The organism is Nocardiopsis terrae (assembly GCF_014651695.1).
GTDB classification, from domain to species: domain Bacteria; phylum Actinomycetota; class Actinomycetes; order Streptosporangiales; family Streptosporangiaceae; genus Nocardiopsis; species Nocardiopsis terrae.
In genome coordinates this window covers 478,028-494,854 of record NZ_BMXJ01000005.1, presented here as the reverse complement: position 1 = coordinate 494,854, position 16,827 = coordinate 478,028, and the positions used below count along the sequence as shown (strand labels likewise).

17 protein-coding genes are annotated in these 16,827 nt (G+C 72.1%); 12 read left to right on the top strand and 5 right to left on the bottom strand.

Annotated features, from left to right (window positions below):
• Positions 1–5: 5 nt before the first annotated feature.
• Entirely contained in the window at positions 6–1,172 is a 1,167-nt protein-coding gene (locus IE195_RS16565; protein WP_191272390.1) for an XdhC family protein, read from the top strand.
• 125 nt (positions 1,173–1,297) lie between these two features.
• On the top strand, positions 1,298–1,918 hold the full coding sequence (locus tag IE195_RS16560; protein ID WP_191272388.1) for a nucleotidyltransferase family protein: 621 nt from the start codon (positions 1,298–1,300) through the stop codon (positions 1,916–1,918).
• Here the strand turns inward: IE195_RS16560 and IE195_RS16555 are convergent.
• The 5 genes from IE195_RS16555 to IE195_RS16535 all read right to left on the bottom strand — a co-directional run bounded on the left by IE195_RS16555 (position 1,905) and on the right by IE195_RS16535 (position 7,624).
• Positions 1,905–2,435, bottom strand: a complete 531-nt coding sequence (locus IE195_RS16555; protein WP_191272386.1) for a helix-hairpin-helix domain-containing protein — start codon at positions 2,433–2,435, stop codon at positions 1,905–1,907. The two genes, IE195_RS16560 and IE195_RS16555, sit on opposite strands and share 14 nt — an antisense overlap.
• Before the next feature lie 83 nt (positions 2,436–2,518).
• On the bottom strand, positions 2,519–3,439 hold the full coding sequence (locus IE195_RS16550) for an aldose 1-epimerase family protein (RefSeq protein WP_191272384.1): 921 nt from the start codon (positions 3,437–3,439) through the stop codon (positions 2,519–2,521).
• Positions 3,440–3,504: 65 nt separating this feature from the next.
• Positions 3,505–6,225 carry a protein kinase domain-containing protein gene (locus IE195_RS16545; protein WP_191272382.1) on the bottom strand — a complete coding sequence of 907 codons (2,721 nt, stop codon included), beginning with the start codon at positions 6,223–6,225 and terminating at the stop codon, positions 3,505–3,507.
• A gap of 267 nt (positions 6,226–6,492) precedes the next feature.
• Positions 6,493–6,801 (bottom strand): DUF2470 domain-containing protein, encoded by a 309-nt coding sequence (locus tag IE195_RS16540; RefSeq protein WP_191272380.1) that lies wholly within the window; start codon positions 6,799–6,801, stop codon positions 6,493–6,495.
• A gap of 280 nt (positions 6,802–7,081) precedes the next feature.
• A complete protein-coding gene (locus IE195_RS16535) occupies positions 7,082–7,624 on the bottom strand; it encodes a YceI family protein (protein ID WP_191272377.1) in 543 nt (180 codons plus the stop codon).
• A gap of 141 nt (positions 7,625–7,765) precedes the next feature.
• On the opposite strand from IE195_RS16535, the gene IE195_RS16530 reads away from it, so the two are divergent.
• The 10 genes from IE195_RS16530 to dinB all read left to right on the top strand — a co-directional run bounded on the left by IE195_RS16530 (position 7,766) and on the right by dinB (position 16,751).
• The gene (locus IE195_RS16530) at positions 7,766–8,236 is read left to right on the top strand and encodes a MarR family winged helix-turn-helix transcriptional regulator (protein ID WP_191272375.1); all 471 of its coding nucleotides are present in this window, start codon (positions 7,766–7,768) and stop codon (positions 8,234–8,236) included.
• A 108-nt stretch (positions 8,237–8,344) separates the two neighbouring features.
• Positions 8,345–9,052, top strand: a complete 708-nt coding sequence (locus tag IE195_RS16525; protein WP_191272373.1) for an SseB family protein — start codon at positions 8,345–8,347, stop codon at positions 9,050–9,052.
• 139 nt (positions 9,053–9,191) lie between these two features.
• Positions 9,192–10,331 carry a prepilin peptidase gene (locus tag IE195_RS16520; protein ID WP_191272371.1) on the top strand — a complete coding sequence of 380 codons (1,140 nt, stop codon included), beginning with the start codon at positions 9,192–9,194 and terminating at the stop codon, positions 10,329–10,331.
• Positions 10,332–10,381: 50 nt separating this feature from the next.
• A complete protein-coding gene (gene aroC, locus IE195_RS16515) occupies positions 10,382–11,563 on the top strand; it encodes a chorismate synthase (protein ID WP_191272369.1) in 1,182 nt (393 codons plus the stop codon).
• A 213-nt stretch (positions 11,564–11,776) separates the two neighbouring features.
• Positions 11,777–12,295, top strand: a complete 519-nt coding sequence (locus tag IE195_RS16510; RefSeq protein ID WP_191272707.1) for a shikimate kinase — start codon at positions 11,777–11,779, stop codon at positions 12,293–12,295.
• Positions 12,292–13,374: a 3-dehydroquinate synthase gene (aroB, locus tag IE195_RS16505; RefSeq protein WP_191272367.1), complete on the top strand. Its 1,083-nt coding sequence runs from the start codon at positions 12,292–12,294 to the stop codon at positions 13,372–13,374. The genes IE195_RS16510 and aroB overlap by 4 nt, the downstream gene beginning before the upstream one ends.
• 158 nt (positions 13,375–13,532) lie before the next feature.
• Positions 13,533–14,096, top strand: coding sequence for an elongation factor P (gene efp / locus IE195_RS16500; RefSeq protein ID WP_191272365.1), 564 nt, complete (start codon positions 13,533–13,535; stop codon positions 14,094–14,096).
• A complete protein-coding gene (nusB, locus tag IE195_RS16495) occupies positions 14,096–14,509 on the top strand; it encodes a transcription antitermination factor NusB (RefSeq protein ID WP_191272362.1) in 414 nt (137 codons plus the stop codon). The genes efp and nusB overlap by 1 nt, the downstream gene beginning before the upstream one ends.
• 73 nt (positions 14,510–14,582) lie before the next feature.
• On the top strand, positions 14,583–15,380 hold the full coding sequence (locus IE195_RS16490) for a methyltransferase domain-containing protein (protein ID WP_191272360.1): 798 nt from the start codon (positions 14,583–14,585) through the stop codon (positions 15,378–15,380).
• 84 nt (positions 15,381–15,464) lie between these two features.
• Positions 15,465–16,751 (top strand): DNA polymerase IV, encoded by a 1,287-nt coding sequence (dinB, locus tag IE195_RS16485; RefSeq protein WP_191272358.1) that lies wholly within the window; start codon positions 15,465–15,467, stop codon positions 16,749–16,751.
• Positions 16,752–16,827 lie beyond the last annotated feature (76 nt).

Genomic DNA, 16,827 nt, shown 5'->3' with positions numbered 1-16,827 from the left:
GCCGAGTGCGTGATATCCGAGCGACCGTGTCCGAGCTGTACGCCTCGGGGGAGACGTTCGCGGTGGCCACGGTCGTCGACACCTACAGGAGTGCCCCCCGTGACGCGGGCGCGGCCATGCTGGTGACCGCCTCCGGTGAGGTCACCGGCAGCGTATCGGGCGGTTGTGTGGAGGGCGCGGTCTACGAGGAGGCACTGGAGGCCATCCGCACCGGCGCCCCGGTGCGCCGCACCTACGGCGTCAGCGACGAGGACGCCTTCAGCGTCGGACTGACCTGCGGCGGAACCCTGCACATGTTCGTCGAGCCGATCAACCGGGACACCTACGCCCAGCTGGGCGCGGTGATCGGGGCCATCGACGAACACCAGCCCGTGGCGGTGGCCACGATCGTCGCCGACCCCTCGGACTCGGGCCGGGTGGGCCGTCGCCGTGTGGTGTGGCCCGGCAACGCCGAGGGAGACCTGGGGCCGGGCGGCGAGCGCCTGGCCGCGGCCCTGGACGACGACGTGCGCGGCATGCTCGCCCAGGGCAGTACCGGGCTGCTGCACTACGGGGTGGACGGGCAGCGGCGCGGTGACGAGCTGGAGGTGTTCGTCCAGTCGTTCGCCCCGGCTCCCCGCATGCTGGTGTTCGGCGCCATCGACTTCGCGGCCGCTGTGGCGGACCTCGGCTCCTACCTGGGCTACCGGGTGACGGTGTGCGACGCCCGGCCGGTGTTCGCCACCGCGAAGCGGTTCCCCACCGCCGAGGAGGTGGTGGTCAAGTGGCCGCACGTCTTCCTGGACGAGATCGCCGAGGAGATCGACGAGCGCACCGCGGTCTGCGTGCTCACCCACGACCCCAAGTTCGACGTCCCCGTCCTCAAGCGGGCGCTGGCCACCAGTGCCGGGTACATCGGTGCGATGGGTTCCCGGCGTACCCACCAGGACCGCCTGGAACGGCTCCGGGAGGCGGGTGTGGACGAGGCGGCCCTGGAGCGGCTGCACTCGCCGATCGGCCTCGACCTGGGGGCCCGCACCCCGGAGGAGACGGCCGTGTCCATCGCCGCCGAGCTGGTGCAGAGCCGGTGGGGCGGCAGCGGCCGGGCCCTGCGCGAGACCCGGGGCAGGATCCACCGTCACACGCCCGACAGCCCCCTTGTTCCGGCCGGATTCGGTCAGCGTCAAAGGTGAACCGAAACCGGGTCTTCAAGAAAGTGCCAGTTCAGAGCCTTGGTCGTGGTGGCATGCCCCGATTCTTGTGTGCGGGCTGAACCAGGCGGGCCATCCGGGAGACCGGTCCGTGGCATCATCGCGTCATGGGTACTGGGGAGCCGGAGAACAGGGGAGCTGATCGTACGGGCCTGGTTGCGGGTCTGCTGTTGGCGGCCGGTTCGGGGAGCAGACTCGGCCGTCCCAAGGCCCTGGTGGAACTCGGCGGTGAACGCCTCGTGGACCGGGGCGCGCGCATCCTGGGCCAGGGCGGTTGCGCCCCGGTCATGGTCGTGCTGGGTGCCGCGGACACCACCGTGGCCGGCGCCCTCACGGTGAACAACCCCGACTGGTCCACCGGAATGGGCTCCTCGGTCCGTGCCGGGATCGATGCCGTGCCCGACACCGTCGACGCCCTCCTCGTCGCCCTCGCGGACCAGCCGCTGGTCACCGCCGAAGCCGTCCGCCGCCTGGTGGAAGCCTACGAACAGGGTGCCCGCGTCGCCGTGGCCACCTACAACGGCAACGCCCGCAACCCGGTGATGCTGGGACGTGAGCACTGGTCCACGGTTTACTCGATGGCCGAACAGGACGTGGGCGCCCGCCCCTTCCTGCGCGCCTACTCCCACCTGGTCACCACGGTGGCCTGCGACGACGTCGCCAGTCCCGAGGACATCGACACCGTGGAGGACCTCGCCAGGTTGAGCGAGATGCTCAAGGGCGTCTGAAACCGCTCCCGGAGGCGTCGAGTGCCTCGCCCAACACCCGGACGGCCTTGGGGCCGACCCCGTGCATCGCCTTCAGTTCGGCCTCGGTCAGCGCCGCCACCCGGTCGAGGCTGGTGATCCCCGCGTTGACGAGCGCCCGGGTGGCGGGGCCGCCGATGCCCCGGGGCAGGTCCCCGACCTCGCCGGGGACCGCCCTCTGAGCGGCGAGCGCCCTCTCGGCCAGCGACGCGGGGGCGTGCGCCATCCAGGCACGCCGCACCCAGTGGTTGAGCCGTTGGCCGTCGATGTCGGCCAGCGGCACCCGAACCTCCGCTCCCGAGGCCTGCGCCCCCGGCTGGGCGGAGAGGACCTCGGTGGCCTCCGCCTCGGGGAGGCGCAGCAGCACGCCGCCGTCCTCGTCCTTCGTCGCAAAGGCGGTCCCGTTGACGGTGAAGGCGATCACCCCGGGACGGACGGACCGCTCGGCGGTCCCAGGGTGGGACAGGGCCGTCCGCCGAAGCTGGGAAAGGGTCGTCATGGTCCCACTGTGGCATCCACCGGTGACGAACCGAAGGATCCCGGTGCCCTGCCGGGCACGGGAGCGGCGCCCTCCCCGACCTCTCAGAGCTGTTCGGCGAGGATCCCGAAGGCTCGTTCGACGCTCTCTCCAGGGCCCAGGACGAGCAGGTCCCGGCCGCTGTTCAGGGCGTCGGGCGGACAGGTCATGGGTTCGGCGGCCAGGTGGGCGCGGTGGAGCCCGCCGCCCAGGGTGTCCGAGGTGAACAGCTGGAGCCACCCGAAACCCGGGCCGCACCACAGGGACACCCGGTGCCCGGGCCCGCCGAGCCGCACCCAGGCGCACCCGTCGGCGTCCCGTTCGAGGTCGGTGAAGGCGGTGTCCAGCACCGTGCTCCCCAGTTCCCGGGCGGGCGGGCGCAGGTCGAACCCGCTCCCGGCGACCGGTACCGGGTCGCCCGCGGGCAGCAGCCGGGAGTCGGTCGGCTGGTAACTGCCGACGGTGGCCTCCACGGTGACCTCGCCCCGCTCGGCGAGCTCGTGCAGCGGGGTGCCCAGGGTGAGGTAGGGGTGGAAGCCCAGGCCGAACGGGGCCTCGGCGGCGCCGGTGTTGCGCGCCGCGGTGGTGACGGACAGCCCGTCGACGCCCAGCCGGTAGGTGACGGTCAGTTCCAGCGGGAACGGGTAGCCGGAGGTCCCGGCGAAGTCCAGCCGCAGGGTCACCGCCTCCTCGGACTCCTCCAGCGGAACCCACTCCAGGTCGTTAACCAGGCCGTGGATGGCCGAGCCCGTGGCGTCGTCGTTGACGTCCAGCCGGTACCCGGTGCCCTGGAAGGTGTAGCGGCCCGAGCCGACCCGGTTGGGCCAGGGGGCCAGCAGCTGGCCCTGGAAGGCCAGGGGCCCCTCCCCGCGGGTGTAGGGCCAGACCAGGTCGCGTTCACGCCAGGTGAGCTCCTGTAGTCCGGCCCCGATCCGGTCGATGCGCGCCCGGTACTCTCCGGCGCGCAGTGCGAACACTTCGCCCACCTGTTACTCCTCCGCTCGTCGCTGGACCGGGTGATCTTAGCGCGCCCGCGCCCCGCAGGGGCCGATCAGCCGAGCAGACCGTCCAACGGGATGAGCACACCGGAGCCCAGGGCCAGCAGCCCCGTCGAGAACACCACCACGAGCATCAGCAGTGAACCCGCGACCGCCAGACGGAAGGCGCCCAGCCGGCGCCGCGCCTTGACCGTGGACCTGGCAGCGGTGCGGCCCAGCACCAGGAGCAGGACCGCCAGCAGCACCGGGAACCACCAGAGCGCACCGATCCCGCCGGGCAGCAGCCCGGTCAGCGTGGCGGCCCCGTCGGCCACCGGGCTGTCGCTGAACTCCAGGAGCCCCGTGTAGGCGTCGGTGACGAACCCGCTCTCGGGGAAGAAACCGGCCTCGGGCCGCAGCGCCCGGCCCAGACCGTCGACCAGCCCCAGCAGGGCGGCCGGGTAGGCGAAGCGGCGGCACCTGCCCGCCCTCATCGCGCGCTGGATCTGGCCCATGGTCTTCTCCACCCGGCGGGCGGCCCGGTCCTGTCGGCGCCGTTCTCCGGCGGTGACGGGCTCCTGCGGCCGAGTGGGGTCCTCGGACCGCGCCGGGTCGTCGGGCCGGGTGGCCGCGGCCTCCGCGCGCCGCTGTCTGGCGGTGGTCACCTTCTCCCGGGCGCTTCCCCAGCGTTCACGGGCCGAGCCGGCGAGGGAGGCCCACCGGTCCTGTCGGCGCGCCCTGCCGTCGGCGCGCTCGCGTTCGGCGATCGTGCCGCCGATCCGGGCGGCTTCGGGCAGCAGGAGGAGCGCGGTGAGCATCGCGCCCCGGCTGGCCAGTTGGTCGCCGCCGTCACGTAGGGCGGCCCTGCGCTGCTCCAGCCACCAGGGCGCGTTCGGGGCGGCGCTGCGCTGGCTGGGGTGCCAGGACTGGCGGCGCAGCAGTGACCGGTGCCGGGAGGCGGTCTCGGGGACCAGTACCAGCTCCACGGCCCGCGCCCAGGTGGAGTCGAGTTCGTGGGCGGCGGGGCGCCGGGGTGCGTCCGGGCCCGAACCCGCGACGCGCTCCAGGGTCTCGTGCACCCGTGCCATCAGGAGCGGGACCTCGTGCTGGACCCGTTCCAGCAGTGCGCACCGCCCCGAACCCCCGGAGCGGCAGCCGGGGTGCGGACACCAGTGCTGGGAGCCCAGGCCCACCACACCGGACTCCACCGCCTCGCGCACCACCGCGTGGCGGCTGGCCTCGCCGGTGGCCAGGGCCAGTAGGCCGTCCGCGCTGATCTCGTGGCCGCGGAAGCGCGGTGGCATCCCCGGTACGTAGCGGGCGGCCAGGGCGCTGATCGCGACGTGCGCGAGGTCGGGCCGGGCGTCCAGACCGGTGAGGTAGGCCCGGTCGAAGGTGTAGTCGTTGACCTCGCGGTCCAGCCAGGTCCGCAGCTCGGGCCAGTGGCTGCGCAGCCACATCGCGCCGGTGTCGGAACGGTCGATCAGGTCGAAGGCGAGACTGGGCGGGTCCTCGTGGAGGGCACCGGCGAAGTTGATCGGACGCATCCGGTGCGCGGTGCGGATCTGCGGGCGCTCGCCGGCCAGCCAGGCGGCGACCTCCTCGTGGCCCCATCGGGCGGAGGGCGCGAGGGCGAGCAGTCCGCGGGCGAGCAGGCGCCAGCGCTCGTCGGTGATCGCCGAGATGTCCACCTCGGTGTTGCGGGCGGTCAGCCAGTTCCCGCCGCGTTCGGGGCGGCGGCCGGTGACGAGTTCGTGCACCATCACGCCCAGGGACCACCAGGCGGCGGGAGCCTCGCGGCGGCCCTCGATCACCTCGGGGGCGGCGTAGTCCTCGGTGACGGCCTGGCCGCCGTAGACACGGCTCATGGTGGCGCGCACGGCCCCGCCGAAGTCGGTGAGGGCGACCACCGGCGGGTCCAGGGAGCGGACCAGGAGGTTCTCGGGTTTGACGTCGGTGTGGTTGTGCTGGAGTTCGCCCTGCCAGTGGTGCAGGCAGTCGGCGACGGCGCGGACCACGGCCTCGGCCCGTGCGTCGTCCACGGGCGCCTGGTTGATGACCTCGCGCAGGGTGCCCAGGGAGAAGTACTCCTGGGCCTCCCAGGCCAGGTCCTCGCCCCAGGAACTGGCCGCGGTCCCGTACCCGTGGATCGCCGGCGTGTACGGGGAGGCGGTGCCCCGCGCGCGCAGGCGGTCCAGGAGTTCGCGGTTGATGTCGTGGCCGGGCCGGTACACCTTCAGCGCGAGTCTGCGCCCGGGGGAGTCGGTGGGTTCTGCGAGGTAGACGACGGCCTCGCCGCCCGCACCGACGTGGTCCAGGACCTGGTACCGGCGGCGGAGTTCGGCGGGGACCGCGTAGTCGAGGTCGCCCGCGGGTCCCACGACCACGCGTGAGACCAGGCGGGCCATCCAGTCCAGGAGGGGACCGAACAGGACCCGCCACCACGGGGGGCGGGTCCCGGGCGCGCCGTGGTCGGCGGTGGGCCGTGGCGAGGGGCGGCCTCCACCCAACGGTGTGGTGGGCGGGGCGGGCACCCTGGCCCGGGTGCCGTCGGCGGTGTCTCCCGGGAGGACGGTGGTGCGGTCGGCCCCGGGGCCGGTACTCGGGGGGACGACGCGGGTGGGTGCTCCGTCGGGCTGCGCGCCGGGCTGCGGTTCCGGTGGGGAGGCCCCCGGCCGGAGCACACGGGTGACCCAGCGCGTGGCCCCCGCCGCCGGGTTGGCCCGGGTGGCGGGTCGGGCGGGGTCGATCCGTTGGGTCGGTGCGTTCTCGTCACCGGGGTCGGGCGTGACCATCGGGGCCGGGGCCATCCTTCGGATAGGCGGTCGTTTGCGGACGTCCGGGAGCCTGGGGGAAGGGGCGGACCCTTACAGATTAGGTCGTGCGCGTGCCGGATCGGAGTGGTGGAGCCACTCCCGTCCCGGGGCGTCGGCCTATTCCCCTGGTAACCCCTTCAACCGCGTTGGACTCCTCCGGTGCCGCTCTGGTTCCGGTTTCCGTCACCCGGCGTCACCGGCTTCCGTCCGGTGACGTCGGCGGGGCCGCTGCCCTCCCGGGGCGTCTCAGTGCTGTCCGCGCGGGGTGGTTCCGAGTTCGGCGCAGGCCTCCTGGTACATGCGGACGACCTCGGCGCGGATCTGGGCGCGTTCGGTGAGCGGTTCGGCCCAGGGGATGCGCACATGGTGTTCGGTTCCCCCGACGGTGACCGCGTAGTCGCCGCCCTCGCCGTCCAGGCCGGTCATCCGGGCGGCGCTGGCGTCGGGTCGGCCGCCCAGCGCGCGGCAGATGAGCAGGGTGTCCTCGGGGTGGTCGCGGTTCATGTGGGCGGTGACGGCGGTGACGATCTCGGGAGAGAAGGGATTGGACGGCACGGTGGTGCTCTCCTGCGGTTCTCGGCGCACGGGGCTGTCACATGCGCGTGCGGGCGCACGGTTCGGAAACGTGAAACGGGGGAGGGCCGTGTGGACCCTCCCCCGATGACGATATCCGAGGCCTCACATATTTTATGACGGGGTGTCGTCAAAAATCGGGGCGGTGGTCGTTCCCCCCGGGCGGCCACGCTCGGACACCGTCTCCCGCCGAGGTCCTCCCCAGGTCCTCGGAGGTGTCCCGGCCGGGCGGTGGTGGCGCCGCGCCGGGACGATGCGCTGCCTAGTCCTGTCGGGTGAACTCGGCGTCGATCTCGATGTTGATCCTGTCGCCGACGACCACGCCGCCGCCGTCCATCGGCATCTCGATGTCGACGCCGAACTCCTTGCGGCTGATGGTGGTGGCGGCGGAGAACCCGGCGCGGTCCAGGCCGTAGGGGTCCACGGTGGAGCCGTTGAACTCCAGGGCCAGCTCGACCGGGCGGGTGTTCTTCTTGATGGTCAGGTCCCCCTTGAGGACGAAGTCCTCGCCCTTGGCCTCCAGGCCGGTGGAGCGGAAGGTGAACTCCGGGTGGCTGTCGGTCTCGAAGAAGTCGGCGGACCGGATGTGGTTGTCCCGGTCGCCGTTGTCGGTGTTGATCGAGCCGGCGTCGATGGTGGCTTCGACGGAGGCCTTGGTGGGGTCCTCGGGCACGATCAGCGTGGCGTCGAACTTCTCGAAGCGACCACGGACCTTGCTCACCATCATGTGGCGGACGGAGAAGCCGACCACGCTGTGGGCGGCGTCGATCTTCCAGGTGCCGGGCTTGAGTTCCTGAACGGCCATGGTGTCTCTCCCTGTGTGTGGACGGCCCGGATCGCGGGCCAACTCTCTAACTGAGAACAAAGTGCCTTAGAAGTATCTTCCTGGGAAGGAGTTTAGGTCTTCGGGTTCCAGGACGCAAGACCCCCTCGTTAGAATCAGGCCATGGAGAAGGCCTGGCTCGAGCCCGACGAACAGGACGTCTGGCGTGGGTTCCTGCGCATGAACGCCTGGATCTACGACGAACTCGAACGCGACCTGCGCACCCGTGACGGTTTCTCGCTCATCGAGTACGGGATCCTCGCCCACCTCTCCGAGGCACCGCGGCAGCGCATGCGCATGCGGGTCCTCGCCGAGACCGTCATCGTTTCCAGAAGCCGCCTGTCCCACCAGATCGCCCGGCTCGAACGCGAGGGCCACGTGCGGCGGGAGCACTGCGAGGACGACCGGCGCGGACTGTGGGCGGTCCTCACCGAGCGGGGCGCGAGCGCCCTCGACCGGGCGGCGCCGGGCCACGCGGCCCGGGTGCGGTCCCTCATGTTCGACCGGCTCTCCGACAGCCAGGTCGACCAGCTCAGGGGGATCGTCGACACGCTCGGCGGCGGGCGCCCGGAACAGGGCGGGGAACCCGAGTAGCCCGGGCGGGACGGCGACCGCGTTCCTCCGCGGGGCGGGGGCGGGCCCACCGTCCTGTCCGGGAAGCGGTCGCACGGCGGACGCCCGCCCCGGGTAGGCTCGGACCCCGTGAGCAGACCATCGATCATCGGCGCCCAGAACTTCCGCGACGACGACGGCAGTGCCGACCCGGAAGTCGAGGCCCGCCTGCGCGACCACGCGGCGGGCAGGATCGGCGACCGCCAGGTCCTGGCCGCACTGAGCGGATCCCGCGTGCTCGTGCCGGTGGTCGCCGTGGCCACCGAGACCGAGGAGGGCGCGGGCGGGCTCACCAGGGACAAGAACAGTGAGGTGGCCATCCCCGTCATGACCGGTAAGGACGGTCGGCGGGGGGTGTTGGCCTTCACCTCCGTGGACGCCGTCCGGCGCTGGCGCGCGGACGCCCGACCGGTGCCCTTCACCACCCAGGACGCCTGCCGGGCCACCCTGGAGGAGAACGCCGACGCCCTGGTCCTCGACGTGTCCGGGCCGGTGCCGTACACCGTTCAGGGGCGCTTCCTCACCATGTTCGCCGAAGAGGGCGCCGTACCCGAGCCCAAGGACGACCCGCAGGTCCTGGCGCTCATCTACCGGGTGACCCACGCCGAGTTCGGAATCGAACGCGTACGCATCCACCCCTCCGAGCGCGGTGAGATCGGCATCCGCCTGGAACTGGACGAACGGGACGACGAGTCGCTGCGCCGCGTCGCCGAACGACTGAGCACCGAACTCCGGCACGTCCTGCCCGGAGGGGTCGAACTCAGCGCCGTGGTGCGCGCCCGGCGCGACGGGGAGTAAACCCCCGGCGGCCCCGCCCCGTCGGGAGGGGACCGCGGGAGCGGACGCCGGGACCGGGGCGCGGGGCCCGGACCGCGGGGTTGTCCACAGGTGACCGGAAGCACTGTCGCGGAGCGACCCCAAGGGGTAACTTCCGAACATGCCCACCCCCTTGGCCTTCACGCTGTCCCCGCTGTTGTGGGCGGTCCTGGCTGCCGCCGCCCTCGGTGCGCTCGGCATCGTGGTCGGCCGTACCTCCGGCCGTCTCGTCCACCTCTTCGGCCCGGCCCGTCCGCCCGGGGCCGCGAGCACGGTAGAACCGGGGCCGCCCGCCCCCGGGACACCCGGTTCGGGACCCGATTCCGGGCAGGGAACCCCGCCCGACCCGAGGACGGACGGGCGGGACCGGGTTCCGACAGGTGGCGACCCCTCGGCGCAGACCACGCCGGGCCAGGCGTCACGTCGGCTCCACCCCGCTCAGGAGAGTGCCACAGGCGTACGCGCGGACCGGGAAGGCGCGCCTGACACCCCGACCGCCGTCCCCCCGGCCCTGCCCTCCCACACCGCTTTATCCCCTGACCCGGAGGAGGACGAGGACGGGCCGCCGCCGCCCTGCTGCCCGCACTGCCGAGCCGAACTCCCCTTCGTCCGCGGACTCCCGCTCGTCGCGGCCCGCCCCTTCCGCCAGCGCGGCGCCTGCCCCCACTGTGAACAGCGTGTCCGTCCGCACACGGCGGTCGTCCTCACCACTGCCCTGCTCTTCGCGCTGGTCGGAGCCCTCACTCCGTGGCACGTCTGGACGTGGTCGCCCTTCGGCCTGCTGGCGGTGCTCTGGCTCGTCGCGCTCGGAGTCCCCCTGGCCGTCATCGACCTGCGGGTCATGCGCCTGCCCGACGCCCTCGTGGCCCCCGCCTACCCCGCGGCGGCCCTTCTCCTGGCCGCGGCCGTACTCCTCCCGCCCGCCGGCCCCGACACCGAACGCGGCGCCCAGGCCCTCGTCGGCATGGCCCTCATCACGGTCCTGTACTGGTTGATGTGGCGGATCAGACCGGGCGGGCTCGGTTTCGGCGACGTCAAACTGTCCGGGCTCACCGGCCTCTACGCGGGCTGGGCCGCCGGGCCGGTGGGCGCACTGGTCGCTGCCTTCTGGGCCTTCACGGCCTTCTCCCTGATCGGTCTGGCCCTGCTGGCCCTGCGACGGATCACCCGGGCCGAACCCCTGCCGCTGGGTCCGTTCATGCTCTGCGCCGCACTCACCACCGTTCTGGCAGGGCAACCGCTGCTTCCGAACACGTCCTAACCGTGATCCCGGTGGCGACCCCGGGGGCGATCCGTGGGAGTATCGTGCACATGTTGCGTTGGCTGACCGCGGGGGAGTCCCACGGACCTGCACTCGTCGCGATTCTGGAGGGCCTTCCGGCCGGTGTGTCCGTCACCTCTGACGACATCGCCGCCGCACTGCTCCGCCGCCGCGCCGGGTACGGTCGGGGCGCCCGGATGAAGTTCGAGAAGGACCAGGTCTCCGTCATCGGAGGCATCCGGCACGGCATCACCCAGGGTGGGCCGGTCGCGATCGAGGTCGGAAACACCGAGTGGCCCAAATGGGAGAAGGTGATGTCGCCGGACCCGGTTCCCGCCGAGGAACTGGACGGCGTGGCGCGCAACGCGCCGCTCACCCGGCCCCGCCCCGGTCACGCCGACCTCGTCGGCATGCAGAAGTACGGGCACACCGAGTCCCGGCCGATCCTGGAGCGCGCCAGCGCCCGCGAGACCGCGGCCCGGGTCGCGGTCGGCGAGGTCGCCCGGCAGTTCTGCCGCCAGGCGCTCGGCGTCGAGATCCTCAGCCACGTGGTCTCCATGGGGCCCGTCGCGGTTCCGGAGAACGCTCCCGAGCCGCAGCCGCAGGACCTCGCCGCGATCGACGAGGACCCGCTGCGCTGCTTCGACGCCCAGACCAGCGCCCGCATGGTCGAGGAGGTCGACGACACCAGGAAGTCCGGGGACACCCTGGGCGGCGTCGTCGAGGTGCTCGCCTACAACCTGCCGCCCGGACTGGGCAGCCACGTCCACTGGGACCGCCGTCTGGACTCCCGTCTGGCCGGGGCCCTCATGGGCATCCAGGCCATCAAGGGCGTGGAGGTCGGTGACGGCTTCCGCACCGCGGCCCGCCGCGGCTCCGAGGCCCACGACGAGATCGAACCGGGCCCCGACGGCGTGCGCCGCCGCACCAACCGCGCGGGCGGTGTCGAGGGCGGCATGTCCACCGGCGACCCGCTGCGCGTGCGTGCCGCGATGAAGCCCATCGCCACCGTGCCCAAGGCACTGGACACCGTCGACATCGGGACCGGTGAACCCACCAAGGCCAACCACCAGCGCAGCGACGTCACCGCCGTCCCCGCCGCCGGTGTGGTCGCCGAGGCCATGGTCGCCCTGGTCATCGCCGAGGCCGCCATCGAGAAGTTCGGCGGCGACTCGCTCTCCGAGACCGCCCGCAACCTCCGGGGCTACCTGGACTCGCTGGAGATCCGCTAGAACGACCGGCCCGTCCTCTCCGGGGGGCGGGCCGCCCTTCTCCCCGGCCCCCGGGGGCCTCGCTCCGCCGCCGTCCGCCGGTACCCGGCCGACTCCGGGCCGGTGGAGACGGGGTTTCTGCTAGACAGGGGGGCACACGGTAGAGATTTCCTCCCCGCCCCCGTGGGGAGCGGCACCCCCAGAGGTAGGCAGAGCGTGGCAAGAGCGATCGCGGTGCTCATCGGTTCGCCCGGTTCGGGCAAGTCCACCGTCGGTGAGGCACTGGCCCGCCGCCTCGGCGCGGACCTGTTGTGCACCGACACCGAGATCGAGAAACGGGCGGGCAAGCCCATCAGCGACATCTTCATCCAGGACGGCGAGGAACACTTCCGGGCCCTGGAACGCGAGGTGGTCGCCGAGGGACTGCACGCCTGGGAGGGCGTCATCGCGGTCGGCGGCGGCGCGGTCCTGAACGAGGACACCCGCAGGGACCTCGCCGACCACCACGTGGTCTACCTCCAGGTGGAGTTCGGTGAGGCGGCCAAGCGCGTCGGGATGGACGTGGCCCGCCCCCTGCTGTCCGGGAACCCGCGCACCCAGCTGCGCAAGCTCCTCAACGAGCGGCTGCCCGTCTACGAGGGCCTCGCCACGGTGACCGTGCCCACGACGGAGTACCACCCCGAGGAGATCGTCGACAGCATCGTGTCCTCCCTCCCCGAGGGGCCCCAGGCCACTGGAAAGGCCGAGAAGTGACCGCGACCCGGATCGGTGTGGGCGAGCCCACCGGACGCTACGACGTGGTGGTCGGCAGCGGAGTCCTCTCCGAACTGCCCTCCCTGGTCGGCGACGCCGCACAGGTGGCGGTCATCCACCCCGAGGGGCTGGGCGAGATCGCCCGCCCCGTGGTCGGCGCTCTGGAGGAGGCCGGCTACCGGGTGCTGCCCATGCCGGTACCCGACGGCGAGGCCGCCAAGACCGCCGCCGTCGCCGCCGACCTGTGGTCGCGTCTGGGCGGGGCCAACTTCACCCGCAGCGACGCCGTGGTCGGTGTGGGCGGAGGGGCCGCCACCGACCTGGCCGGGTTCGTCGCCGCGACCTGGCTGCGCGGGGTCCGTTCGGTGCTGGTGCCCACCACCCTGTTGGGCATGGTCGACGCCGCGGTCGGCGGCAAGACCGGTATCAACACCCCCGAGGGCAAGAACCTCGTGGGCGCCTTCCACCCTCCGGCCGGGGTGCTCTGCGACCTCGCCACCCTGCCGAGCCTGCCCGGAGCCGACTACATCGGCGGACTGGCCGAGATCATCAAGGCCGGGTTCATCGACGACCCCGCCATCTGTGACCTGGTCGAGGACGACCCCGAGGGCGCCACCCTCCCCGAGGGCAGGCACACACGCGAACTCATCGAACGAGCCGTCCGGGTCAAGGCCGACGTGGTCTCCGGGGACCTTCGGGAGAGCGGCCGCCGTGAGATCCTCAACTACGGCCACACCCTCGGGCACGCCATCGAACGGGCCGAGAACTACACCTTCCGGCACGGCTACGCGGTCTCCATCGGCATGGTCTTCGCCGCCGAACTCGCCCGCCTGGACGGCCGGATCGACAACGCCCTGGTCCAACGGCACCGGTCGTTGCTCACCTCGGTGGGTCTGCCCGTCAGCTACGCCGCCGAGTCCTGGCCCGAGCTGCGCGCCACCATGGCCGTGGACAAGAAGGCCCGCGGAGCCACCCTGCGCTTCGTCGTCCTGGACGGCCTGGCCGCGCCCGCGATCCTCAGCGGGCCCGCACCTGAGCTGCTGGACGAGGCCTACCAGGCGGTCGTGAACGGTTCCTGAGTCCCCGGGACCCACTAGACTGACCGGAGGCGAGGAGTGTCCGGGGCCGTTTTCGGCACAACCGACCGCCCCGGGAACCGCGCCTCGCCCCACTGACCACCGACCGGACCAGCGAGTCCGGTCTCCGACGTGTCACACCCCTTGGAGAGACGACCGAAGTGGCCTCGACGAACGACATCAAGAACGGCACGACCCTGCGGCTCGACGGCGGCGTTCTCTGGAACGTCCTTGAGTTCCAGCACGTCAAGCCGGGCAAGGGCGGCGCGTTCGTCCGCACCAAGCTGAAGAACGTCCTCACGGGCAAGATCGTCGACAAGACCTTCAACGCCGGTGCCAAGGTCGAGTTCGCCAGCGTCGACCGCCGTGACATGGAGTACCTGTACCACGACGGTGACTCCTTCGTCTTCATGGACACCCAGACCTTCGACCAGATCCCGGTCTCCGAGGCCGTGGTCGGCGACGCCAAGGGCTTCCTCCTGGAGAACACCAAGGTCACGGTGGCCATCAACGAGGGCAACCCGCTCTACATCGAAATGCCCGCCGCCGTCGAGCTGGAGATCACCCAGACCGACCCGGGCGTGCAGGGCGACCGCTCCACCGGCGGTACCAAGCCCGCCACCCTCCAGACCGGCGCCACCATCCAGGTGCCCCTGTTCGTCACCACCGGCGAGCGCGTCAAGGTCGACACCCGCACGGGCGACTACCTCGGGCGTGTCAACTGATGAGTGGTGCACGGCGTAAGGCCCGTCGGCGCGCGGTGGAGGTCCTCTACGAGGCCGAGGTGCGCGGCACCTCGGTGGAGGACGTCATCAAGCGACGCCGGGCCCAACCCGAGCCGCCGATCAACGAGTTCACCGAGCGGCTCGCCCGCTCCGTCGACGAACGGCGTGAGCGGATCGACGAGCTCCTGGACAGCTACGCCATCGGATGGACCCTGGAGCGGATGCCGGTCGTCGACCGCAACATCCTCCGAATGGGCGCCTACGAACTACTGTGGGCCGAGGACATCCCCGACGGTGTGGCGATCGCCGAGGCCGTCGGCGTGGCCAAGGAGCTCTCCACCGACGAGTCGCCCAACTTCATCAGCGGACTTCTGTCTAGGCTGATGGAGAACAAGTCGACGCTCTCGCTCTGAGGCCTCGCCGAGGCCGGGGCGTGCGGACCCAGCCCCCTTCGGGGCCGGGCACTAGCTGATTGAGGGAACGCAGGTGACTGACAGGAGCGGCACGTCCGCGACCGCGGCAGGCGGTTTCGGTACGAGCGGTGTGACCGGTCCCGCACGGGTGGCCAACGCCGCTCGGACCGCCGTGGTGTGGGACGCGCTCTCGCAGCTACTGGCCCGCCTCTCCGACGGCGAGCCCCTGGAGATCGTCGACGCGGGCGGCGGCACCGGCGGCGCCGCCGTCCCGCTCGCCGAACTCGGTCACCGCGTGACCGTTGTCGAGCCCAGCCCGGACTCCCTGGCCGCCCTGGAGCGCCGCGCCGCCGAAAGCGGTGTCGCGGTGCGCGGCGTCCAAGGGGAGACCCGGGACCTGGCCTCGCTGTTCCCGGCCGACAGCGCCGACCTCGTGCTGGTGCACAACGTGCTCGAGTATGTTGACGAGCCCGCTGCCGCGCTGGCTGACGTCGCCGGTATCACGCGCCCCGGCGGTGCGGTCAGCCTTCTGGTGACCAACGCCGTCGCCGGTGCCCTGCACCGTGCCCTGGCCGGACACGTCACCGAGGCACAGCACCTGCTCTCGGACCCCGACGGGCGCTGGGGTGAGGCCGACCCCATGCCCCGGCGGCTCACCCGCCAGCAGCTCCTGGACCTGATCAACCACTCCGGTCTGACCGGGGAGAGCGTCCGCGGGGTGCGCGTGTTCGCCGACGTTCTGCCCGGGCACGCCTGGGAGGGCGACGCCCAGGCCGGGCAGCACCTGGTGGAGCTGGAGAAGGCCGCCGCGGACCATCCCGAGCTGATCGGCATCGCCACCCAGTTGCACGCCGTCGCGTTCAAGTCCTAGGTCCCGCGGACCCGGGGCAGGGGTGGCCGGTCCCGGACCCGTTCCGGAGGGCGTGCGGCTCCGGGCAGGACATAACCTGGGCTCATGAGCCGACGTCAACTGGAACGCGGTGCCGCCCTGCGCGGCATGGTCGCCCCGGACGGCATCGCGCCGTTGGGCGCGGACTTTCCGGTGGACGGTTCCGGCCCGGATGAGGACTGCCACATCCTGCACCTGGACATGGACGCGTTCTTCGCGAGCGTGGAACAGCTGCGCCACCCCGAGGCGCGCGGCCGCCCCGTGATCGTGGGCGGCACCGGCCCGCGCAGCGTGGTCTCCTCCGCCGACTACATCGCCCGCCGCCACGGTGTGCACTCGGCGATGCCCATGGCCCAGGCGACGCGGCTGTGCCCGGACGCCCTGGTCTACCCGCCGGACGGAGCCGCCTACCGGCAGGCCTCCGAGGCGGTTATGGACATCCTGCGCTCGGTGACGCCCCTCGTTCAGCCGCTGTCGCTGGACGAGGCGTTCCTGGACGTCTCCGGTTCCCGCCGCCGTCTCGGCGGTCCCGTGCGCATCGCGGCGATGATCCGTGAACGGGTCCGGCGGGAGCAGCGCCTCACCTGCTCGGTCGGGGTCGCCGCCACCCGGTTCGTGGCCAAGCTCGGCTCCACCCACTGCAAACCCGACGGGTTGCTGCTGGTTCCCACAGCCGCGGTGCACGGCTTTCTGGACCCCCTGCCCGTCGGGGCGCTGCCCGGGGTCGGCGACAAGACCGAACGCACACTCGCCCGGCTGGGGTTGCGCACGGTCGGCGCCCTGGCCCGTGCCGACACCCAGCTGCTGCGCATGGAGCTCGGTGAGAAGGCCGGTACCCGCCTGGCCGAGCTCGCCCGGGGCGAGGACCCCAGTCCGGTCCTGCCGGAGACCCAGGACAAGAGCGTCGGCGCGGAGGAGACCTTCGCGGAGGACGTCGTCGACCCGGGTCTGATCGATCGGGAACTGCTGCGTCTGTCCGAGAAGGTGGCGCACCGCCTGCGCGTCTCCGGACAGGTGGGGCGGACGGTGAGCGTGAAACTGCGCAGGGCCGACTTCTCCACGATCACCAGGGCGAGGACCCTCTCCGAGAGCACCGACGTGGCTCGGGAGATCAGCACGGTGGCGCGTGCGCTCTACGCGGCGTCGGGGTTGAAGGGGTCACCGGTGCGCCTGGTGGGGGTTCGGTTGGAGGGGGTCGCCCCTGTGGAGCACGCGTACCGGCAGTTGGCCCTGGGGGAGGAGGACACCGGTTGGCGTGACGTTGAACGGGTTATGGACCGAGTGAAGGCACGTTTCGGTCCAGGCGCGATACAGTCGGCCGTATTGGCCAAGCGTGACGAAAACGACGTATGATGCGGCAACTTCCGGGGGCCTCCGAGCGTTGTCGGAGTAGAACCGGAGTCAGGGTAAGAAGAGAGGCATGGAAGCC